The organism is Pseudenhygromyxa sp. WMMC2535, assembly GCF_011083025.2.
Genome location: NZ_JABJWV010000001.1, coordinates 6,267,754 through 6,289,952, shown reverse-complemented (window position 1 = coordinate 6,289,952; position 22,199 = coordinate 6,267,754). Strand labels below are relative to the sequence as shown.

Below are 22,199 nucleotides of genomic sequence, written 5' to 3'. Positions count from 1 at the left end.
CCGGGGCGTGCCGCTTCTTCGTTGCTCGACTCGCGCTGCTTGGCTCGCGCGCCGGGCAGGCTCAGCGCCGCGGCTTGGACTCGGGCAGCTCCTCGCCGTCGGGCATCGGCGCGGTGCTCTCGACCCCGCCGCCGACGACCTCGAAGAGCGAGACCGCGAGCAGGGCCTTGCTCAGGCGCACGTCCATCAGCGACTGCTCGGCGGCGAAGCGCTCGCGCTCGGCGTCGAGGACCTCGAGGTAGTCGGACACGCCGGCGTCGAAGCGCTGGTTGGCCAGGCTGACCCGGGCGCTCTGGACCTCGAGCAGCGCCTCTTGCGAGACGAGCTCGTCCTCGACCGTCGGCCAGGACACGAGCACGTCGGCGACCTCGCGGAAGGCCGACTGGATCGCCGCCTCGTAGCTGGCCACCGCGGCCTCCTGAGAGATCTTGGCCGCCTGGAGGTCCGCCCGCTTGCCGCCCCAGTTGAACAGCGGCTGGACGATATTCGGCGCGACGAAGCTCCACGCCAGGGTCCCCGGCTGGAACAGGCCGAGCAGCGCCGAGGAGGCCGTGCTCATGCTCCCGCTCAGCGAGATCTGCGGGAAGAAGGCCGCCCGCGCGGCGCCGATGTCCGCGTGCGTGGCGATCAGCCGGTGCTCGGCCGCGCGGATGTCCGGGCGGTTGTTGAGCAGGTCCGAGGGCATGCCCGCGGGCACCGTGGACATCACCATGGCCTCGAGGTCCGGGCCCGAGGGCGCGAGCGGCTCGACGGGCTCGCCGACGAGCATGACCAGGGCGTTGTGGGTCTGGGCCGTGGCGCGCTCGAGCTGAGCCAAGCTGACCTCGGCGGTGACCACCAGGGCCTCGACCTGGCGCAGCTCGAGCTCCGTCGACAACCCGGCGTCGACCTTGGCCGAGACGATCTCGGCGGCCTCGATCCGCGCGTCGAGGGCCTCCTGCGCCAGCTTGCGGCGCTCGGCGTAGACCCGCTCTTGCAGCGCCGTGCCGGCGACGTCGGCGATCAACGCGATCCGTGCCGCCCGCCAGTCCTCGGCCGCGGCCACGGTCTGCTCGATGGCGGCGTTTCGCTGGTAGCGAATCCGACCGAAGAGATCGAGCTGCCAGGACACGGCCGGGCCGATGTCGAAGCGGTTGACCGTATAGGACTCGCCAAAGGGCGAGGTCGAGGCCGGGACGTGGGTGTTGCTGTAGGACGCCTCGAGGGTGAAGCTCGGCCCGAAGGCGCTCCGGGCCAGGCGCAGCTGGACGCGGGCCTGCTCGACGCTCAGCGCCGTCGAACGCAGCTGGCGGTTGTTCTCGAGCGCGCGGTCGATCAGCTCCTGAAGCGTCGGATCCGTGAACACGGCCCGCCAGTCCGGCAGCGCCTCGCCCTCGGCCGCGGCCGTGGGCAGGCTCGAGGGATCCTCGCCCTCGCGACGTTCGAGGCTGGGGAAGCCGTCGGAGACCGGGGCCTCCGGCCGCTCGTAGACCGGCGCCAGGCAGCCCGAGAGCGCCGTGGAGATCAGCAAGGGGGCCAGCGCGGCCGCCCGCTGGGGCACGTGGCGAAGCCTAAGCATTGGGGTCCTCCGGCCGCGCTGCGACGGCGGCTTCATGCTCCTGCTCCTGCGCGGGCACGGTCGGGGCGGATGCGCCCGACACGGCGGCCGCCGGCGCGGGATCGAGATCCCGCGCCGGGAACCACCTCCGAATGACCACGTAGAAGACCGGAACCAAAAACACGGCGAGGAAGCTGCCGACCACCATACCGCCGAACACCGCGGTGCCGATGGCGCGCTGGCTGGCCGAGCCCGCCCCGCTGGCGATGACCAGGGGGACCACGCCCAAGGAGAAGGCCAGCGAGGTCATGACGATCGGGCGAAAGCGCAGGCGCGCCGCCTCGAGCACCGCCGCGACCAGCTTCATGCCCTGCTCTTGCATCTCCTTGGCGAACTCGACGATCAGGATCGCGTTCTTCGCCGAGAGACCGATGACCGCGATCAGCCCGACCTTGAAGTAGACGTCGTCGGGCAGCCCGCGCAGCTGGGTGGCCAACACCGTACCGAGCACGCCGAGGGGGACCACCAGCAGCACCGCCGTGGGGATCGCCCAGCCCTCGTAGAGCGCGGCCAGGCACAGGAAGACCACGAGCAGCGACAGCCCAAAGAGCGCCGGCGCCTGGTTGCTCGAGGTCGCCTCCTGGTAGGACTGACCCGTCCACTCGAAGTCGAAGCCCTTGGGCAGCTCGGCCGCGAGCCGCTCCATCTCGGCCATGCCCTCACCGGTGCTGCGCCCTGGGCGGACGCTGCCGGCGATCTTCATGGCCGGGTAGCCGTTGTAGCGGGTCAGCTGGATCGGGCCGGTGCCCCACTCCACGCGGCTGATCTCGGCCAGCGAGACCAGGTCGCCGGCGTCGTTGCGCACATAGAGCTCGGCCAGATCCTCGGGCTGCATGCGCGCCGCGGCGTCGGCCTGGACGATGACCTGCTGCTGACGACCGGCGCGGGGGAAGTCGTTGACGTAGGACGAGCCCACGGCGATCCCCAGGGTCTGGCCGATCGCGCTGAAGGACACGCCGAGCGCGGCCGCCTTCTCGCGGTCGATGTAGAGCTCGATCTGCGAGGCGTCCTCGAGGCCCTCGGGGCGCACGCCCGCGAGGATCTCCGACTGCGCCGCGGCCCCGAGCAGCTGGTTGCGCGCGGCGAGCAGCGCCTCGTGGCCCTGTCCGCCGCGATCCTCGAGGCGGAAGGAGAAGCCGGTGGCCGTGCCCAGCTCGCGGATCGGCGGCGGGTTGACGGCCAGCGTCCAGGCGTCGCGGATGCTCTGGAAGCGACCGTTGAGCTGGCCGACGATGTCCGTCGCCTCGAGCTCGCGCTCGTCCCAGTCGTCGAGCATGGCGAAGGCCATGGCCGCGTTTTGACCGCGGCCGACGTGGCTGAAGCCCTGGACCGTGAGGAAGTCGCGCACGCCCTCCTGCTCGTCGAGCTTGCCCTCGATGTCCTCGACGACCGCGGCCGTGCGGTTGCTCGAGGCGCCCGCCGGCAGCTGCACGAGGGTCATCACGGTGCCCTGGTCCTCCTCGGGCAGGAAGCTGCCGGGCAGCTTCATGTAGGTCCAGCCCGCGAGGGCCGAGAGCCCGAGGAAGAACACCATCGACAGGCCCGTGCGCCGGACGAAGCGCCCGGTCACGCCCACGTAGCCCGAGGTCGTGTGGTTCACGCCCTTGTCGAACCACTGGAAGATCTTGGCCTTTTGCTTGCCGGGCTCGTGCGGCTTGAGCAAGGTCGCGCACAGCGCTGGGGTCAGCGAGAGCGCGAGCAAGGCGCTAAACAGGATCGAGCTCGCCATCGTGACCGTGAACTGCCGGTAGATGACGCCCACGGCCCCGCCGAACAGGCCCATGGGCAAGAACACGACCACGAGCACCACCGTGATGCCGACGATCGCGCCCTGGATCTGCGACATCGCCTTGCGCGTGGCCTCGCGCGGGCCGAGGTGCTCCTCGGCCATGATCCGCTCGACGTTCTCGACCACGACGATCGCGTCGTCGACGAGGATGCCGATGGCCAGGACCATGCCGAACATGGTCAGCACGTTGATCGAGTAGCCGAAGGCGTAGAGCACCGTCAGCGAGCCGAGCAGCGCGACCGGCACGACGATGGTCGGGATCAGCGTGGCGCGCAGGTTCTGGAGGAACACGAACATTACGATGAACACCAGGATCATCGCCTCGACCAGGGTGTGCAGCACCGACTCGATCGAGATGTCGATGAAGGTCGAGCTGTCGAAGGGCAGCACGACCTCGATGCCCTCGGGGAAGCTCTCGGACAACTCGTCGAGCCGGGTCTTGACCGCCTCGGCCGTGGCCAGGGCGTTGCCCGTGGGCGAGAGCCGGATCGCGATCGCCGCCGAGGGCTTGCCGTTGGTCCGCGCCGCGGTCGAGTAGCTCTGGCCGCCGAGCTCGACCCGGGCGACGTCGCCCAGGTGGACCAGCGAGCCGTCCGCGTTGGCCTGGACGACGATGTTCTCGAAGTCCTCGATCGACTTGAGCTGACCGTCGACCGTGATGTTCGCGTAGATCTGCTGGGTGGGGGTCGACGGCTTGTCGCCGATCGTACCCGCCGAGACCGTGACGTTTTGGGCCTGGATGGCCGCGGCGACGTCGGCCGCCGTGAGGTCGTGGCTGACGAGCTCGCGCGGCTCCAGCCACACGCGCATGGCGTGCTCGGTGCCGAACACCAGGGCCTCACCCACGCCGGGGACGCGGCGCAGCTCGTTGGCGATGTTGCGGTTGATGTAGTCGCCGAGCTCGACGGAGCTGTAATTCTCGGAGACCAGCGAGGCGATCAGCAAAAACGAGCTCGACGAGCGCGTGACCTGGACGCCCTGCTGCTTGACCGCGGAGGGCAACCTGGCCTCGACGCGCTTGATCAGGTTCTGGACGTCGACCGTCGCCATCTGCGGGTCGGTGCCCGGCTGGAAGGAGACGGTGATCTGCGCCTGCCCAGCTTGGCTCTGGGACTCCATGTAGAGCAGGTTCTCGGCGCTGTTGAGCTCCTGCTCGATCACGCTCGTCACCGACTCGTCGATGAGCTCGGCCGTCGCGCCGGGCCACACCGCGCTGATCACCACAGCGGGGGGCGCCACCGAGGGGTACTGCGCGACGGGTAAGTTTTGGAGCGCGAGGATCCCCGCCAGCGCGATGAAGAGCGCGACGACCCAGGCGAAGACCGGACGGTCGGTGAAAAACAGTGACATCGACTAGCGGCCTCCCTTGGCCTCGGTGGACGCCTTTGCGTCTTGCTTGGCGCCAGCGGCTTGCTTGGCCTGCTCGGCCTGCTCGGCATCGCCCTGCTCGGCATCGGCCTGCTCGCCCTGCTCGGCATCGGCCTGCTCGCCCTGCTCGGCCTCGTCGCTCGCCGAGTCCGTCCCCGGCTTGCTGGTGTCGGCCTGCGCGACCTCGGTGGGCGCGGCCTCGCCCTTGGGCTGCCAGGCGACGGTGTTCACGTCGGCGCCGGGACGGATGCTCTGGAAGCCATCGACGACGACCAGCTCTCCGTCCTCCACGCCGCTGTTGACGACCCACTGGTTGCCCATGCTGCGGCTGACCTCGACCGCCCGGCGCTCGGCCTTGCCCGCGTTGACCACGTAGACCGAGGAGCCCGCGGCGTCGCGCTGCACGGCCTGCTGCGGCAAGGTCACCGCCTGCTCGGTGGTCGCCCCGCCGACCCGCGCGCGCACGTACATGCCGGGCAGCAGCTCCTGATCGGGGTTGGGGACCGTGGCCCGCAGCAAGGTGTTGCCGGTCTTGGGCTCCACCGTCACGTCGGTGAACAAGAGCGTGCCGACGTGCGGGTAGGTCCAGCCGTCGCTCTCGAAGATCGTGATCTCGGCCTGCTCGCCCGTGGCGTGCACGGAGCCCTTGGTCTGAGCCTCACGCAGCGAGCGGATCTGCGTCACCGGCACGGTGAGGTTCACGTACACGGGGTCGAGCTGGACGATGGTCGCCAGCGAGGTGTGCTCCGTGGCCGTGACCAGCGCGCCCTCGGTGACCAGGGTCCGACCGATGCGCCCGGAGATCGGCGCGCGGACGGTCGCATAGTCGAGGTCGAGCTTCGCGGTCTTCACCGCCGCCTGCGCGACCTCGAGTGCAGCCTCTGACTGGGCCACCGCAGCGACAGCATCATCATAGGTCTGACCGCTCACCGCCTTGGTGCCCACCAGCGGCTCGAGGCGCGCAGCGGTCAGCTTGGCGATCTCGAGGTTGGCCTCGGCGACGCCGACCTGGGCGCGCGCCTGGGCCAGGGCGGCCTTCATGGGAGCAGGGTCGATGCGAAACAGCACCTCACCCTTCTCGACCATGTCGCCCTCCTCGAACACGCGCTCGAGGATCACGCCGGTCACGCGCGCGCGGACCTCTGCGGTGCGCGAGGCCTCGATGCGTCCGCGAAGCTCGCTTTCGACCGGGACCTCGGTCGAGGACGCGGTGATCACGCCCACCTCGGGGGTGGACGCGGGTGCCGCAGCAGATTCTGGCGTGCTGCACGCAGACAGTGCGAGCAGCGCGGTCAGAGAGAGGAAAGCTCGAAATGATTCATTCATGAATGAATAAATCCGGGTATACTCCACATCTGGCTTGGGGGCCAGCCCATGGCGCGCCGAACACCTGAAGAAACGCAACAGACCCGAGAGAAGCTACTGGACGCAGCCCTCGAAGTGTTTTGGGAGGAAGGCGTCGCACGGCCCAGCCTCACCAAGGTCGCCGAGCGCGCAGGCATGACCCGCGGCGCAATCTACGGTCACTTCAAGAACAAAGCAGACGTCTTCAACGCGATCTGCGACCGGATCTTCTTCCCCACCGACATGCTCGAGCAGCTGCGCGAGGAGGGAGCCGAGGACCCCCTGGGCACGCTCCAGGAGTGGGTGACCACGGTGCTGCGCAGGCGCTTCGCCGACCCCCAGCAGCGCATGTTCATGGACATCATCTTCTTGCGCTGCGAGGCCATCGGCAACGACGACGTCCGCGAGCGTCTGCGCCAAAACGCCCAGCAGCTGCGCCTGCACGAGCGCGAGCTGATGCAGCGGGCCATCGCCAGCGGCCAGCTGCCCGCCGACCTCAACCTCGACCTCGCTACCTTGGCCCTGGGCGCGCTGCTCAGCGGGCTGCTGCGCTCGCTCTCCTTGCTGCCCCCGGCCGTCGACGCGCCCGGCCCGTGGATCGAGCAGCTCGGCAAGGCGGCCACCGACCTGCTGCACTCCGAGGCCCTGCGCAAGCGACCCGGCGAGACGCCCTGCGAGGCGCTCTTCCCCGAGTTCTACGCCCTCGAGCCGAGCGAGCCGAGCGACCCTAGTGTACGGATCAGAATCACGGAAGGCGATATCCACAGTACTTGAGCCAGCCGAGTGCGTCCGAGGCTCGGATCCGACGCAGGGACCTACGCATCGCCTTCTTGAGCTCGCTGACGGTTGTGGGCATCGCTCGGCGTATCCAAGCTTTGACCTTCGCCCAAGCGGCCTCGATCGGGTTGAAGTCGGGACTGTACCGGGGCAAGCGGACGACCTTCGCACCCCTCTCGAGCACCGCAGCCACGACCTCTGCATTCTTGTGCATGTTGATGTTATCCCAGCAAACGATGTCGCCCGGCTCGAGCGTGGGGGCCAGGCGCTGTCGGACGAAGCGCAGAAAGTCAGCGGTCTTGACCCCGCCATCGGTCGTCATCAAGGCGCTGATGCCGTCGACGCGTAAGGCCGCGATCATCGAGACGTGGCGACCGCGGGAATAGGGCTCGTGCGGTCCGTAGAGCGGCTCGCCGCGTGGGGACCAGCCCCGGCGCGGACCAATCCCTGGATGCGTGCCCGATTCGTCCACGAAGACGAGACGTCCGATGTCGAGTCGCCGCTGTCGCAACCGAAACTGGGCGCGCTCCTCGGCGACGTCAGGTCGGTCCCGCTGGGGAGCGTAGGGAGTTTTTTTTGAAGCTGAGGCCAAGTTGGTGAAGCGCCCGGAGGATCGTCGAGCGATGGACCCGGTTCTTGGGAAATCGTCGATTGAAGCGCGCCGAGAGGTGGTAGGAGCCGAGGTAGGGGTCCTTCTCCATCTCGCCACGAATCCACAGGAGGTGGCGCTCCTTCAACTTGGGCGTCCGGCCAGGTGGACTCTTCGGCACCAAGCTCTCGCCTTGGCGCAGCTTCCGCGAGATGCGTTCGACGGTGGTGACCGAGACGGAGAAGCGCTCGGCGATGAGGGGCTGACTTTCTTCGCCAGCTTCGATGGCTTCGGCGATCCGGGTGCGGAGGTCGACGGAGATTGGCGTCGTCACCCGGCCAGTAGATCACCATGGGGACTCGATGTCGATCACCCTTCCGGTCCTCTGGATCGTACACTAGCGAGGCGGGCGACGAAAGCGACGAGCGTGACGCCTCGCAGCTCGAGACCAGCCCGCTCGCCGTCTCCGAGTGAGCGACGCCCAAACGAAGACGAGCAGCACCCGCGCGCTGCTCGTCTTCGCTGACCGCTGACGGCCCGCGGCCTACTTCTTGACGACGTACTTCACGTTCTTGAGCACCAGCCAGTTGATCGTCCGGTGATCGACCAGCCGGTAGCGGTGCTTGCCGGGCGCCTCGAGATCGATGACCTGGCTGCGACCCATCTTGGCCTCGGTCTGGACCAGGTAGCCGATCAACGTGCGGACCTGGCCGCTGACGCCCTTCTTGACCGCCGCCTTGATCCTCTTGGTCAGGACCTTGGGATCCGGGTCGCTGCCGAGTTCGTCGACGGCCCCGAGGATCTCGTCGACCACTTCCTTCTCTTTGGCCTGCTTGTTGAAGTTGACCGTGAAGATCGAGTCGCCCGCGCCCTCGAGCACCTCGCACAGCGCCGTGCGGCTGAGCGTGACGGTGTCGTTGAACTGCCCGGAGGAGTACATGCCCTCCTCGATGATCCGGTTGGTGACCGTGATCCCGAAGCCGCGCTCGTTCTCGAGGGCGATCTTGCCGTCGAGGACCTCCTTGACCTTGTAGTACTGGGTCTCGGACAGATAATCCCCAGCCTTCAGCTTGGAGACATCGGTGCGAATCGGGGACTTCGAGTCACTCTTGGTGCTGGCCATGGAGGCGCCACGGTAGCACTTTGGCGTTGCTAGAGAACATCGACGTCGCCCCAGCCGAGCTGCCAAGCCCCGGGATCATCGAGCTGCGCTTGGCTGATCCCCGCGAGCACCCGGCCGCCAAAGTGGAGTTCCTGTGGAAAGAGGCGCTCGGGCAGGGGCAGGTAGCCGTGCCGCAGCAGCCACGGGCGCGTTGGCGAGGCCGGGCCGGCCATCGCCGACATGAAGTTCGCCCCCTGGATCCGCGCCCGGGTCTCGAGGCCACGCAGCAGCGCCGAGGCGGCCCCAGGCACGTCGAGATCGACGAGCAGGTCCATCACGAAGGCGACCTTGCCCTCGGGGCGCTCGCTCAGGGCGAGCACGGCGTAGCCGACCACCTCGCCGTCGGCGACCACCTGCAGGCGCAGATAGTCGGACTCGGGGCGCTCGTCGTAGCGCCAGCGCAAGAACGCGGCGTCGCGAATCACCCAGATGCGATGCTGGTCACGGCAGCGCTGCCACAGCGCGTCGGCCCAAGCTCCAAAGCTGCCAAAGGGCAGGACGTCGAGGCTCGGGCCGCCGCGCAAGCGGGTGCGCAGGGCCTGGGCGGCGGCGTCGAGGGCCGCGGGGGCCTCGAGCGCCGACCTCGACACCGGGCCGAGGAGCGACTCGAGCACCGGCACCCCGAGCTTGGCCGCCAGCGGAGCGCCCAGATCCAGCGCCTTGATCAACACCGGCGCGGGCATGATCACCGACCACCCCAGGCGACGGGCGAAGCCGCCGACGGAGTTGGCGTTGGGGAAGCCGTAGACGAAGTCGAAGCCGCGCTCGACCATGGCCGCGTAGCAGGCCGAGGCGCTCGACGAGAAGATGCCCTGGCGGCCGTAGTCGGGGTCCGTCATCGTGTCGAGGGAGAGCGCAGCCAGGCGCGGCTGGCCGTGCACCCACAGCCGCCGAGGCGAGACCGCGTACTGACCGACGAGGCGCCCGCCTCCGGCCCAGACCAGCTCGATCACCTGGGGGCCGACTGGGTTTTGGGCGAACTCCCAGCGCCAGTGCGCCGCGGGGTCGCGCTCGGCCATCGGCTTTTTGAACACCCGCTCGAAGAGGGCGACGATCTCGGTCTCGTCGCCGGCCTGGTAGTCGCGGATCGTCCAGCTTCGTTCGCTCGCCTCACTCACGTCGTCCAGGGTCGCCCACGACGGGCGCCGCTGTCGATCGCCTCGGCGTAGACCGCCCAGATCCGCCGCAGATGCGTGGCGAAGCCGAACGCCTCGACGAAGCGGCGGCGCCCCGCCTCCCCCAGCGCGACTCGGCGGTCGGCGTCGGCGATCAGCGGCGCCAGGGCCCTCGCCAGGGCCCCCGCGTCGGCGGCTGGCACCAAGGCCCCCGTGCGGCCGTCGAGCACCGCCTCGGCGATCCCCCCCACGTCGCTGGCGACCACCGGCAGCCCGGCGCGCATGGCCTCGAGGATGCTGATCGGGAAGCCCTCGCGGCGCGTGGGCAGCACGAAGATCTGGGCCTGGGCGAGGCGCTCGGGCACGTCGTCGCGGGCGCCCAGCAGGCGCACCCGCTCCCCCAGCCCGGCCGCCGCCACGGCCGCCTCGACCTCGGACTGCATCGGCCCGTCGCCGATCAGCTCGCAGGTCCAGGCCTGCTCGCGCAGCTCGGCCAGCGCGGCGATCAAGGTGAGCGGATCCTTGGGCTCCTGGAGCCGGGCGACGGCGATGATCTTCGGCGGCGCGCGCTGGGGATCCGCGAGTTGCTGCTCGCCGCCGCGCTCGGGCAGGGCGTTGTGGACCACCCGCAGCTTGTCCGCGGGCACGACCCGGTGCTCGAGGGCGATGGCGCGATCGTAGTTGGATACGGCGATCACCGCGGCAGACAGGGGCGCGAGGCTGCGCTCGGCCAGCCAGGCGACCCGCTGCCACGGCTCGAGGGCGCCCGGGGTGAGCAGCCAGCCGTGGGCGGTGACGACCACCGGCACGCCCATGGCCCGCGCGACCACCCGCCCCACCCAGCCGGCCTTGGTCGAATGTGTACTGACCAGATCCGGCGCGAAGGCACGCAGGGCCGCGCGCAGCTCGGCGAGCACGCGCAGGTCGGCCCTGGGATCGATCTCGCGGATCAGGCTCGGGAGCGGCCAGACCGGCACCCCGACGGCGCGCAGCTGGTCGATGAAGGCCCCCCGCCCGCCCACGAACACCGCGACGACGTGGCCGGCGGCCATCAGCCCACGGGCGAGCTCGAACACGTGGACCTGAGCCCCGCCGATCATGTCGCTGCGGGTGATCACCAGGGCGATCCGCCGCGGCGGATCCAGGCTCGGGTCGCGCTCACGAGCGGCCTCGGAGCCAGCACCAAAACCAGGGTCGAAGCCGCTCACGCCGCGAGCAGGCTGACGACCGGACTCGGCGCTGTCAACGTCCACGGAGCTCTCCACCGCGGGCTCTCAGCCCGCGTGCGCCCAGCTGGGACGCGCGGCCGTCTTTGGCTGGCGCGCGGCACTGTCTGCCCAGGCACCCATGGGTCCCCACTCGAAGGCGCCGAGCAGACGATCGAGGCGCTCGAGGGTCGCGCCAAGGTTGTTGTAGTGGCGAAAGCGCTTGACCGCCGGCAAGGGCATGCGCGGCTGATCCGGGTCGAACTCCCAGGGGTGCGCGTAGAAGATCGCCGGGCGACCGGCGGCGTTGCAGCGCTGGATCAGCGCCTGGCTCAGCGCGTAGGGATAGAGCCGAAAGTAGCCGCCCCCGGTGCAGGGCATGCGCCTGCCCCCGAGCTCGACCACGGACATCGGCAGCTCGAGCAGGCCCTCGTCGAGCCAAAAAGGATCGACGGGCGCGTCGGCGATGCCGTACTCCGGGTGCGCGCCAAAGGGGAAGATCGACGAGTCCCAGGTGATCTGGTGGCGACGCAGCACGGGGATCGCCCACAGGGTCTCGCGCGTGAGCGAGAACGAGGGCGCGCGGTAGCCCACGACCGGGGCCGGGCTGAGCTCGCGCAGGATGGCGAGGGCGCGGCCGAGGTCGGCGTCGAAGCTGGCGGGGTCGAGCTGACCGAGGCGGTTGTGGCCGTAGCCGTGGCAGGCAACCTCGTGACCGGCGTTGGCTAGGGTGCGGATCAAATCCGGGGCCCGCTCGGCCACCCAGCCGAGCACGAAGAAGGTGGCCACGACCCCGCGCCGCTCGAAGAGCTCGAGCAGCTTCTCGGTGCTCCGCTCGACCCTCGACTCGCAGGCATCCCAAGCCGCGCGAGGGATCAGCTCATCGAAATTCGACACGCAAAACCAGTCCTCGAGATCGATGCTCAGGAGGTTGCGCACCCCTCGATGGTAGCCCGAAGCAGCCACCCGGGCCAAAGCGATCGGATAACGTGAATCCATGACCACCAGGCGCCGCGCTCACCCCGGCTGGAGCGAAGACCACGAGATCCTGCGCGCGAGCATCCGCGCCTTCGTCGAGCGCGAGCTCGGCCCCCACGTCGACGCCTGGGAGGAAGCCGGCGAATTCCCCCGCGCGCTCTACCGCAAGGCCGGCGACCACGGCCTGCTCGGCCTGGGCTTCCCCGAGGACTTTGGTGGCACGCCCGCGGACAGCTTCACCAAGCTGATCATCGCCGAGGAGCTGTGCCGACCCGGCGCCGGCGGCCTGGTCGCGGGCCTGATGAGCCACGGCATCGGCCTGCCTCCCCTGCTCGCCCTCGGCTCGCCGCAGCTCCAGGCCAAGGTCGCCCCGGGCGTGCTTCGTGGCGAGCAGGTCTGCGCCCTGGCGATCACCGAGCCGTCCGGGGGCTCCGACGTCGCCAACCTCCAGACCCGGGCCCGGCGCGAGGGCGACCACTACATCGTCGACGGCAGCAAGACCTTCATCACCTCGGGCATGCGCGCCGACTGGATCACCACCGCCGTGCGCACCGGCGAGCCGGGCATGCAGGGCATCTCGCTGCTGGCGATCCCCGGCGACGCCCCCGGCCTGAGCCGGACCAAGCTCGACAAGATGGGCTGGTGGTGCTCGGACACGGCCACGCTCTACTTCGACGCCTGCAAGGTCCCCGCCGAGAACCTGATCGGCCCGGAGAACGCCGGCTTCATGGGCATCATGGTCAACTTCAACGGCGAGCGGATGATGCTCGCGGCCATGGCCCTGAGCCTCTCGCGGGTCTGCTTCGAAGAGGCCCTGGCCTGGGCCCAGCAGCGCCAGACCTTCGGCAAGCCGCTCGTGCGTCACCAGGTCGTGCGCCACAAGCTCGTCGACATGGCCACGGCGATCCGCGCCGTCGAGTGCGTCCTCGACGACCTCGCCTGGCGCATCGACAAAGGCGAGCAGCCGATCGCCGAGGTCTGCATGGCCAAGAACCTCGCTACCCAGTGCGTCGAGCTTTGCGCCAAGGAGGGCGTGCAGATCCTCGGCGGCGCCGGCTTCACGCGCGGGACCAAGTGCGAGCGAATCTACCGCGAGACCAAGGTCCTGAGCATCGGCGGCGGCGCCGAGGAGATCATGAAAGAGCTGGCCGCGCGCCAGCTCGGGCTGCTCTAGAGCGGCGACCAGTTTGAATTCGGTGAGCTACGCCGCATTTGCCAGCTTCGGGCACTCCAGCTCATGCTGGATGACCTGCAGATTGACGAGCACTGCCGCTCGCGTGGAGTCGTACTCATTCTTGCGCATGCCGAGGTAGCGAGCTCGGTTGCCTTGGCGCTGGCCGACATGAGCGAGCGTATGCTCGACGACGACGCGCTGTCGCAGTCGCGCGCGTCCGCGCGGTGCTCGTTGGAGGACCCGTAGTTTCGCTTGCAACGGCTCGTTGGCGGCGATTCGGAGGCCTCGGCCCCGGTCCGAGGTCGTGCACTTGGGCTTGAGCTCGCAGGCGTTGCAGACATCAGCCTCGAAGCGGGCGCTCTCGCCGAGGAGCATGGGTTGGGTCTGTCCCCCTGGGCAGGTCACCGTCTGGCTGGCGAAGTCGAGGCTGAAGTCGGTCTTGGCGAATTTGTCGCCGTTGGACTGCCGCCATGGCTTGCAGATGACCTCGACGCCGCTGGCCACGAGTTCGGGGACGTCCGAGCTCTCGATGTAGCCCCGGTCGAAGTGCAGGCTCGCGAGTTCGAGGCCCAGATGTTCGACTCGGTCGACGAGCGTGGGGAGGCTGTCTTTCTCCGGCTGGTTCGCCGGAGCCACCGTCACAGCGAGGATGAGCTTGGTGTGAAGACTGACGACGACGTGGCGCTTGTATCCGTTGAAGGACTTCGTCTTGGTCTTGCGACCGTGACGCATGTCGGGGTCCTCGACGGACACACGCCGGTCTTTCGCCACGCCCCGCTTGATGCGCTGGCCTCCACGGTCGGGGTCGGGCTCGAGATCCTGTCCACGTAGCTGCTCGAGTAGCGCGAGCTGGTCTTGCAACGGAGGCTTGCTGCTCTCGCTCGACAGGTTCGTCTCGACCCACTGTTCGAGCGTCTCAATCTGTCCGAGCAAACGGTTCAACGCCGCGCTCTTGGCCGCAGGGTTGGACCAGTCGATATCGAGCGCCTTCTTGATGCTCGGCTCCGCGAGCAGCGGGATGCCGAGCTCGTCGACAAGCAGCTCCGCCGGTCGAGCGCGTAGCTCGGCGACGCACAGCACGACCTTCCACGCCGCGTGAGCGAGGAGGTTGAAGGTGTCCTCGACCCGACCCGCACCTCGAAGCGGGCTCGAGTCCACGGCGACGTCGAGCTTCTTGGGCAGCTTCTTGAAGTCGAAGGCGCCAGTTCGCTTGGCGAGCTCCCGAGTGCGCTCGAGCAGCTTGCGGTCCATGTCGTGAGCGATGAGCCGCTCGCGGAAGTTGAACAGCGAGCCCTGGGAAAACGGCGGGTCATCGCAACCAAGGCAGCCGAGGACCAGCTGCCATCGAGCATCACAGGCGGCGAGTTCGACGGCCTCCGAGTCCGACGCGTTGGAGTAGCCCTGAAGCAGTAGGGCCATGGCGAGCAGTGCGGGCGGCATCGGGTTCTTCCCGGCTCCGGTGTCGCGGTACATCTGCTCGAGTTCGGCTTGGAAGTCGTCGTCGAACAGCTCGAGCCGGTGGTCACACAGGAAGCCAAACAGCTTGCGCTTCTTGCCGACGCGCTTGCGGATGCGGGCTTCGCGGGGAGACAGAGTGACGGGAGGGTTCCAGCGGGGGAGCGTCATGCGTGGCCTCGTGCGAGGCCTACGGGATCACGACCGCCAGACGTTGTCGAACCGCGCCGCTAAGCGATCGGAATCTATTAACAATTCAAACTGATCGCCGCTCTAGGAGCCCGTGGTGAAACCCAACGCGGCTCCTGGCGCCAGGATTTTCGTCGAGGGCGCGAAGCCAAAACGCCGCTGTACCGGGCGTACTGCAATTTTTGGCGACAAAGCCCTCGGCGAAAAGACCAAGCGAGGGCTCCTAGAAGCTCTGAGCGTCGGCGTTCCCCCAGCGCAGCTGGAGCTCGCGCACGGTGTTGACCGGCCCGCAAGCGAACACCGGCTTGGTGTCAGGCGCGATCTCGAACTCGGGGATCCGCCGCAGCCACTCCTCGAGGAAGATCTTCAGCTCGGCCTTGGCCAGGTAGGAGCCCGGGCAGCGGTGCGGCCCGTTGCCAAAGGCCGCGTAGTGAGCCGCGGGCCGCTCGCGCTCGAAGTCGACGGCCAGCGGATCCCCGACCTGGCGCTCGTCGAGGCCGTAGAGGTGATTGGGCACCAGGACCTGCTCACCAGCCTTGAAGCACAGGCCGCCAAACTCCATGTCGCGGGTGATCAGCCGCGCGGTGTTGACCAACCCGTGGCGGCGGATCAGCTCCTCGACCGCGTTGGGGATCAGCGCCGGCTCGGCGATCAGCTTGTGGCGGTGCTCGGGGTTGAGAGCCAAGAAGCGGGCGACGAAGCCGAGCATCGAGGCGACCGTGTCCAGGCCGCCGGCGAGCACCACGTTGCTCAGGCCCTCGGCTTCCTCCATCGTGATCGGCCGGCCGTCGATCTCGGCGTGGACGATCTTGCTGAGCAGGTCCTTGCCCGGCGCCTGGGCGCGCTCGCGCAGGTGCCCGCCCAGGTAGGCGATGATCGCCGCGTGGGCCTCGAACTGCGCCTGCATGCTCGTCGGCCGGATCATCTCCTCGGCCAGCTCGAGCAGGCGCGGGCGATCGGCCTCGGGCAGCTCGACGAAGCGCAGGAAGATGACCACGGGCAAGACCTTGGCGAAGTCGCCGACGAACTCGCAGCCGCCCCTGGGCAGGAGCGCGTCGATGATCCCGATCATCGTCTCGCGGATCCCCAGCTCGAGGCCCTTGACCGCGCGCAGCGAGAGCGCCGGCGAGATCAGCGTGCGAAAGGGGGTGTGCTGCGGGGGATCCATGCTGATCAGGTTGCCCATGGGATCAGCGTCCGGCATCTGAACCACCATGCGGCGGTGCGAGAAGCCCTCGTGATCGAGCTGGATCGCCTTGATGTCCTCGGCCCGGGTCACCACCCAGTGGCCGCCGTTGCGCGGCGTCCAGAAGATATCGGGCGCGCTGTCCTGGATCGACTTCCAGGCGCGGTGAAGGTCGTCTTCGATCCCCGGCGGGCGCAGGTAGTCGAAGTCGACGACGCGCTCGCTCGGGACGTGGGCCGGGACCTCGGCGAGGCCCGTGGCGAAGCTCGGGGTTTCGGTGCTTGGCGTGTCCATGGTGCGGCTCCCCTCCCCTAGCCCATCTGCGAGCTTGGTATGCGGACGATGAGGCCGTCCAGCTCGGGGGTGACGGTCAATTGGCAAGACAGGCGGCTGTTGGCCTGGACCTCGAAGGCGCACTCGACCATCGCGGCCTCGTTGGCCTCGGGGCGGGGCAGCTCGTCGGTCCAGGCCGCGTCGACGTAGACGTGACAGGTCGCGCAGTTCGCATACCCGCCGCACTCTGCGACGATCCCGGGCACGAGGTTGTCCATGGCCGCCTGCATCACCGACTGGCCGGCCGTGGCGTCCACGACGTGCTCTTCGCCGCTCGCCTCGATGAATTTGATCTTGGGCATCTGCTCTTCTTTCGTCTCTCGACTAGTGGTTCTATTGTCCAAACTCATGGCCGAGCGATCCTCGGCCATGACACACGCTGCATCATCGACATTCATCGTCGACTGCACTTTGGCTCGACCCTTTCGAGGTCGAGTATGAACATTTTGTTTCAGCGCGAAGTGTCTGTCATATCGCGACTTTTGCCAGCGGAACATCTACCTGCGCCAGGCGATCGGGATCGACCTGGCTGCGCGCGGCGACCAGGCGCCTGGCCTGCATGAAGTCGGCCGGCCGACCGATGACGTCGGCGGCGATCAGCCGATCCTCCGCCAGATAAAACGCCTCGAAGCAGCCCTCGGCGGGGCTGCGGGTGATGCAGCGATCGTAGCCGGCGAGCAGGCCGACGGTCTGGAGCTCGAGGCCGTACTGCTCCGACCAAAACCAGGGGACTGCGGTGGACGCCCGCGGCTCGCCGAGGATCGTGGCCGCGGCGACCTTGGCCTGCTCGATGGCGTTGGGCACCGACTCGAGGCGGATGCGCGCGTCGACGTGGGCGTTTGGCCCGCGGGCGCAGTCACCGATCGCCAGGATGTCGGGGTCGCTGGTCTGGGCGAAGGCGTCGACGAGCACGCCGTCGTCGACGGCCAGGCCCGCGCTCGCGGCCAGCTCGACGTTGGGCTCGAGGCCGACCCCGAGCAGCACGAGGTCGGCGTCGAGCGTCTCGCTGCCCGCCTCGCTACCCAGGCGGACGCCGGTGATCCGCCGCCCCGCGTCGTCGAGCACCAGGGTGCGCAACACGCTGGCCAGGCGCAGCTCGACTCCGTGCGCGCGGTGGACCGCGGCCATGAAGTCCGAGACCTCCGGGCCGGTGACCCGCGCGAGGATCCGCGGGGCAGCCTCGACCACGGTCGCGCGCAGGCCCAGCTGCACGGCGACAGCGGCGATCTCGAGGCCCACGTAGCCGCCGCCGACGAGCACGAGGTGGCGCCCGGGAGCGAAGGCCTCGCGCAGCGCCTTGGCGTCGGCCAGACCGCGCAGCACGAAGAGGTTGTCGAGGCGATCGAGCTCGACCCCCGGGATGTCCAGGCGGCGGGCCCGGCCGCCCGTGGCCAGGGCGAGCTTGTCGTAGCCCAGGCGCTCCCCGCTGCCGAGGACCACGGCCCGGCTTTCGGGATCGATGGCCGCCACCCGCGTGCCCAGGCGCAGCTCGATGTCGAAGCGCGCGTAGGTCTCGGCCGGCTTGAGGTAGAGGGCCTCGCGCTCGAGCTGGCCGAGCAAGAAGCCCTTGGACAGGGGCGGGCGCTGGTAGGGCGGCACCGCCTCCTCGCCGATCATCGTGATGCGCCCGGCGTAGCGGCGCTGGCGGAGGCTGGTCGCGAGCTCCGCCCCGGCCTGGCCCGCGCCCACGATCACGACCCGCTCGTCCGCGCTCATTGCCGCTCGCCCCCGCTGGAGGACTGGGAGCTGGAGAACTTGGCGAGACCGCGGACGACCTGCTCGAGGCGCTCGTCCGAGAGCTCCGTGCACAGCTCGGCCATCACCGCCTCGACGCAGGCCTTGCTCTTGGCGTAGAGGCGCCGGCCCTTGGCGGTGGGCGTGAGCACCTTCTTGCGCCGGTCCTCGCTCGACACGGTGCGCTCGAGCAGGCCCTGGCGCTCGAGCAGGTCGACCTGGCGCATGGCCCCGGACTTGTCCCGCTCCTGGATCGCCGCCAGCTCCGTCAGGGTCAGCGGCTTGTCCGCGTACATGATGATGTCCATGAGCGAGAACTGGTCCGGGGTGAGCTCGATGCCCGCGCGTTCGAAGGCCGCGCGAACATGGTTGGTCAGCGCCGTGACCACGGTGATGATCAGCCGCGGCAGCTCCGCGATCGTCTCTCGCCTGCTCGGCCTGGGCTCGGCTTTCTTCGACATGGTCAATCGTTGACGATGTCAACCATACGCGAAGCCTCCACCCTGTCAACTCGCCGCGAGGACGAGGCGCGCACAAACGCAATCGGCCGCCGGGGGTCACCCGACGGCCGACATCAGCGAGCGCTGGCGAGGGCGATCAGCCGCCGCCGAAGATGTAGGTCTGGAGCTCCGGGCTGACCAGCACCGCGAGACCCAGCGAGACGACCAGGCCGGTGGTCACGTAGATCAGGTCGCGGAGGATCAGCTTGGTCACCTCGCGCCGCGAGCGTCGCTCGATCTTGTGGGCCTTGGTCGCGTTGAGGGCGATCTCGCGTCCGGCCAGCAGGCCGATGAACACCCAGGTGGTGCTCATCGGCACCTCGGACCAGACCTTGAACACGAAGAGGATGACCCCGTAGACCGCGCTGACCGTGGTCGCGTGGCGGACATCCGAGACCGCGGCCTTCTCCTCGACGACCTGCTGGATCTTGTCGCCGCCGAGCTTGAAGAGCAGCGCCAGGCCAAAGAAGAGCACCGCCGCGAACACGGCGAACTCGGCCAGCGAGAGCTGACGCGGCAAGAACACCGCGACGTTGGCCGCGTCCTGGACCAGCCACATGCACCACAGCAGGCTCGTCGATACCCACAGGCCGACGTGCCAGGCGGGGTGCGGGCGGCCGGTGAACTTGCGATCGATGAGCCGGCCGGCGGCGAACCACACCGCGATCGCTAGCACGAAGGCCAGCACGTAGCCGATCAGGCTCTTTTGCAGCACGCTGCCCACCCCCGCCGGCTCCGTGGCGAAGCACGAGAGCAGCAAGAAGGTGGTCGAGACCGGCATGCGTAGCCGGGTCAGGATCAGCAAGAAGAGCGGGCCGGCGACCTGCAAGAACACGAAGCTCGTCGGCGCCGTGGAGAAGCCCTTGGACGCGAGCCGCCCGTAGGTCACGTCGCCGTCGTAGGCGAACCACGAGTAGGCCACGGTCACCAGCATCACGCCGCCGATGAACAGCCACAGCACCCACCACGGTCGATGCTTGTTCGACGCGATGAAGGTGCCGATGGTCTGGATGCTGTCGTTGGCGATGACCGCGTAGCCCGCGAACAAGAAGCCAACCCACATTGCCACCTGCGGGTAGGGGTAGACCGCCCCAGCAACGGCAAAACAGACCGCGAGGATGCCGATGAACCACCGTTCCTCGATGACGAGCTCGGTGAATCGACGGGGAAAACCCGTGAACCCAGACTCTGTCTCGGCTCGCGGATTGACGAGGAGTTCACCTTGTTCGGAGGACGCCATGTCTGCGCGCCACGAGGCTCGACTGCCACCCGAGGTGGGTCAAGGCGGCGAGTCAGTCGTTGCGTTCTCGTAACATGGGCTCTCTCGCGCAGTGAACGTCGCTTCGCGCGGGTCTCTGGCCGCGCGCACGCAAAATTCACGTGCCGCAGAGCACCCCAAAGTGCGGCGTTCGCCACGCGGGCTCGCACCTCTTCACAGAGGCGTCGAGCCGTCGCGCGTGGGCGCCGAGTCAGCCCTGGAGCTTCGCCTCGAGCCGAGAGATCTGCTTCTTCGCGCTCTTGGCGTAGCGGCCCGAAGGCTCGAGCTCGAGGTACTTGCGGTGCCCCTCGAGCGCCCGCGCGTCGTTCTTGTTCTCCTGCTCGACCACGGCGATGACCATCCAGCAGGTGGCCTGCGCGTCGTCATTGTCGACGCACTTGTTGGCCGTGGCCAGCGCCTCCACGAGCTCGCCCTTCTCGAGCTGAACCAGCGACAAGAGCGATAGCGCCCGGGCCTCCGTGGGGACCTTCTCGAGCAGCTCGTCGAGGAGGGCGCGGGCGTCCGTGTGCTTTTGACGGTTCACCAGGCTCTCGGCCTCGGCCAGCTTCTCCTCGAGCTCGGCCGGATCGATGGCCGGAGGCGGCGGCTCTTCCGCGGCAGTGTCCGTCTCGCCCGCTTCGCTCTCCGAGGCCTCCTCGGCCGCCTCGGCCTCGGCAGCTGCGAGATCTCCATCTACCGCGGCGGGATCTCCCGCCTCGCCAGCCTCGGCGACCTCCCCGGCCGCGACCTCTCCCTCGGCGCCATCTTCTTCGCCGCCGCCAAAGATCGCGTCGCGGAAGACGAAGGCGAGCGCCAGGACCAGGACACCGGAGACGGCGACGATCGGGATCCAGGGCAGGCTGCGCTTGCCCCCCGCAGAGACCGGCGCGGCCGGCATCGACGCGTCGTCGAAGTCGTCGTCGTCGTCGTCGTCGAAATCGTCGTCGTCGTCGTCGTCGAAATCGTCGTCGTCGTCGAAATCGTCGTCGTCGTCGTCGAAATCGTCGTCACCGTCGGCCTTCGCCAGCGCGGCTGCCTTCGCTGGCCCAGCAGCGGGCGCGGGTTCGACTGCGGGCGCGGGTTCGACTGCGGGCGCGCGCTCGACTGCGGGCGCGCGCTCGACTGCGGGCGCAGGCTCAGCCGCTGGCGCGGACCAAGCCGGCGCCGCCTCTGGAACCGCGGGGGCCGGCTCGGGGGCCCGCGCCACGGGCGTAGACGCGGGCCGCGGCGTCGGCTGACGCTCGACGGCGGGGGCCCGGTTGGGCGCCACGGCCACCGCCTCGTCGACGAATTCGTCCTCGCCAAGGCCGTCGTCGAAGACCGGGGGCACCGGCGGCCGGTGCCTGGGGCGGATCGGAGCCTCGACCGAGGCCTGCTCCCGCGGCCCCGAAGGCTCGGAGGCCACGGGGTTCCAGGTGGGCGTCGGCGTGGCTGTGGTCGGCTCGGGCTCCGGCTCGGGCTCCGGTGGCGCCCAGATCGGCTGGGTGACCGGGCGAGCGGGCGCCTCGGGCTGGACCGGCTCGGCCTGCTGCGCGGCGCTCGGCTGCCACGACAGCGGCTCGCTGCGCTCGTGGGTCCTCGCGCTCGGGGCCTGGGCGCGCGCTTGCTCGGCCTCGCGGACGTAAGAAGGCGGCGCCCAGCCACGCGGTTCGTTGGGCCGCGACTCGATCTTGCGCTCGGGTGGCGGCTCGGACTGCGCCTGCTGCTGGGCCTCGGGCGACTTCGTCAGCCAAGTCGGCGGCCGCCAGACCGAGTCCCCCGCCGGAGGCTGCGGCTCGGAATTCGGCTCGTCCTCGGGGTTGAGCTCGGGCTCGGAGAGCGCGTTGAGGGGATCAGCGTCGGCGTCGCGGCTCAGCGGAGGCTGCCAGGACGGCCCCGCGGCGCCCTTGGGGCCGCTCTCTTCCCTGCCGCCGGGGCGCCAGCGCGCCGCTCGGGGAGCCGGCTGGCCCAGCTCTCGCCGACCCTCGCGCTCGCTCGCCGCCGGCGTTTCACCGCGTTCACTCGTGGGACGCTGCGCGACCGAACGCGCGGCGGGCTCCGAACTCGGCGCGGCGGGCTCCGTGGCCTGAGCAGGCGCATCCCCCTGCTCCTCTTCACCACCGCTCGCACCGAGCCGTCGCGTCACCTCGCGGGTGATTTGGTCGGCCAAGCTCGCCAGCTGCGGCTCGGACCAGGCCGGGCGCTTGCTCGGGTCGAGCCATTCACCGCAGAACCGACACTTTACGGCGGCCTGTTGGATCCGTTCTCCGCAGAAAGGGCAGGGCTTCACAGCTCGCGCAAGGTATCACACCTCACCACCCCTACGCCCTGCCTGCGAGCTGCCTGTCCGCGTATTCGTCTCGCGCTCTTGTGCCCAGGGGCGGCATCACCGGCCCACGGCACAAACCTTTTGGGGGCGACGAGGACCGCGGTCCTCACGCGGCTTGGACAGGCGCGCAGCCCACTT

18 protein-coding genes are annotated in these 22,199 nt (G+C 69.2%); 2 read left to right on the top strand and 16 right to left on the bottom strand.

Annotated features, from left to right (window positions below):
• Positions 1–61: 61 nt before the first annotated feature.
• From G6O69_RS24360 to G6O69_RS24350, 3 genes are read right to left on the bottom strand one after another with little or no spacing between them, the layout of a single operon-like run.
• On the bottom strand, positions 62–1,558 hold the full coding sequence (locus G6O69_RS24360; RefSeq protein WP_172305910.1) for an efflux transporter outer membrane subunit: 1,497 nt from the start codon (positions 1,556–1,558) through the stop codon (positions 62–64).
• Positions 1,551–4,736, bottom strand: coding sequence for a multidrug efflux RND transporter permease subunit (locus G6O69_RS24355; RefSeq protein WP_172305909.1), 3,186 nt, complete (start codon positions 4,734–4,736; stop codon positions 1,551–1,553). The genes G6O69_RS24360 and G6O69_RS24355 overlap by 8 nt, the downstream gene beginning before the upstream one ends.
• Positions 4,737–4,739: 3 nt before the next feature.
• Positions 4,740–6,080: an efflux RND transporter periplasmic adaptor subunit gene (locus G6O69_RS24350; RefSeq protein WP_176397058.1), complete on the bottom strand. Its 1,341-nt coding sequence runs from the start codon at positions 6,078–6,080 to the stop codon at positions 4,740–4,742.
• A 48-nt stretch (positions 6,081–6,128) separates the two neighbouring features.
• On the opposite strand from G6O69_RS24350, the gene G6O69_RS24345 reads away from it, so the two are divergent.
• Positions 6,129–6,872, top strand: coding sequence for a TetR family transcriptional regulator (locus G6O69_RS24345; protein ID WP_176397057.1), 744 nt, complete (start codon positions 6,129–6,131; stop codon positions 6,870–6,872).
• Here the strand turns inward: G6O69_RS24345 and G6O69_RS24340 are convergent.
• The 6 genes from G6O69_RS24340 to G6O69_RS24315 all read right to left on the bottom strand — a co-directional run bounded on the left by G6O69_RS24340 (position 6,844) and on the right by G6O69_RS24315 (position 11,885).
• A complete protein-coding gene (locus tag G6O69_RS24340; RefSeq protein ID WP_172301966.1) occupies positions 6,844–7,467 on the bottom strand; it encodes an IS630 family transposase in 624 nt (207 codons plus the stop codon). The genes G6O69_RS24345 and G6O69_RS24340 overlap by 29 nt on opposite strands.
• Positions 7,415–7,798 (bottom strand): hypothetical protein, encoded by a 384-nt coding sequence (locus G6O69_RS24335; RefSeq protein ID WP_172301967.1) that lies wholly within the window; start codon positions 7,796–7,798, stop codon positions 7,415–7,417. The genes G6O69_RS24340 and G6O69_RS24335 overlap by 53 nt, the downstream gene beginning before the upstream one ends.
• 210 nt (positions 7,799–8,008) lie before the next feature.
• Positions 8,009–8,587, bottom strand: coding sequence for a hypothetical protein (locus G6O69_RS24330; protein WP_172305906.1), 579 nt, complete (start codon positions 8,585–8,587; stop codon positions 8,009–8,011).
• A gap of 29 nt (positions 8,588–8,616) precedes the next feature.
• Entirely contained in the window at positions 8,617–9,744 is a 1,128-nt protein-coding gene (locus G6O69_RS24325) for a GNAT family N-acetyltransferase (protein WP_172305905.1), read from the bottom strand.
• Complete coding sequence (locus G6O69_RS24320; protein WP_172305904.1) at positions 9,741–10,994, bottom strand: glycosyltransferase family 4 protein; 1,254 nt, start codon at positions 10,992–10,994, stop codon at positions 9,741–9,743. Before G6O69_RS24320 ends, G6O69_RS24325 begins: the two co-directional genes overlap by 4 nt.
• 21 nt (positions 10,995–11,015) lie before the next feature.
• Positions 11,016–11,885, bottom strand: coding sequence for an XrtA system polysaccharide deacetylase (locus G6O69_RS24315; protein ID WP_172305903.1), 870 nt, complete (start codon positions 11,883–11,885; stop codon positions 11,016–11,018).
• 58 nt (positions 11,886–11,943) lie between these two features.
• Here G6O69_RS24315 and G6O69_RS24310 point away from each other — a divergent pair, with 58 nt between their 5' ends.
• A complete protein-coding gene (locus G6O69_RS24310) occupies positions 11,944–13,098 on the top strand; it encodes an acyl-CoA dehydrogenase family protein (RefSeq protein WP_172305902.1) in 1,155 nt (384 codons plus the stop codon).
• A gap of 27 nt (positions 13,099–13,125) precedes the next feature.
• Here the strand turns inward: G6O69_RS24310 and G6O69_RS24305 are convergent, their stop codons facing one another.
• From G6O69_RS24305 to G6O69_RS24275, 7 genes are all read right to left on the bottom strand, one after another.
• Positions 13,126–14,724: an IS1182 family transposase gene (locus tag G6O69_RS24305; protein ID WP_172302564.1), complete on the bottom strand. Its 1,599-nt coding sequence runs from the start codon at positions 14,722–14,724 to the stop codon at positions 13,126–13,128.
• Positions 14,725–14,965: 241 nt separating this feature from the next.
• The gene (locus tag G6O69_RS24300; protein ID WP_172305901.1) at positions 14,966–16,222 is read right to left on the bottom strand and encodes a cytochrome P450; all 1,257 of its coding nucleotides are present in this window, start codon (positions 16,220–16,222) and stop codon (positions 14,966–14,968) included.
• A gap of 17 nt (positions 16,223–16,239) precedes the next feature.
• Positions 16,240–16,563, bottom strand: a complete 324-nt coding sequence (locus G6O69_RS24295) for a 2Fe-2S iron-sulfur cluster-binding protein (protein WP_172305900.1) — start codon at positions 16,561–16,563, stop codon at positions 16,240–16,242.
• Between the two features lie 166 nt (positions 16,564–16,729).
• Positions 16,730–17,977, bottom strand: a complete 1,248-nt coding sequence (locus G6O69_RS24290) for an FAD-dependent oxidoreductase (protein ID WP_172305899.1) — start codon at positions 17,975–17,977, stop codon at positions 16,730–16,732.
• Positions 17,974–18,456 (bottom strand): MarR family transcriptional regulator, encoded by a 483-nt coding sequence (locus G6O69_RS24285; RefSeq protein WP_172305898.1) that lies wholly within the window; start codon positions 18,454–18,456, stop codon positions 17,974–17,976. Before G6O69_RS24285 ends, G6O69_RS24290 begins: the two co-directional genes overlap by 4 nt.
• Positions 18,457–18,592: 136 nt before the next feature.
• Complete coding sequence (locus G6O69_RS24280) at positions 18,593–19,735, bottom strand: hypothetical protein (protein WP_172305897.1); 1,143 nt, start codon at positions 19,733–19,735, stop codon at positions 18,593–18,595.
• Between the two features lie 229 nt (positions 19,736–19,964).
• Positions 19,965–22,022, bottom strand: coding sequence for a hypothetical protein (locus tag G6O69_RS24275; protein ID WP_176397056.1), 2,058 nt, complete (start codon positions 22,020–22,022; stop codon positions 19,965–19,967).
• Between the last annotated feature and the right edge of the window lie 177 nt (positions 22,023–22,199).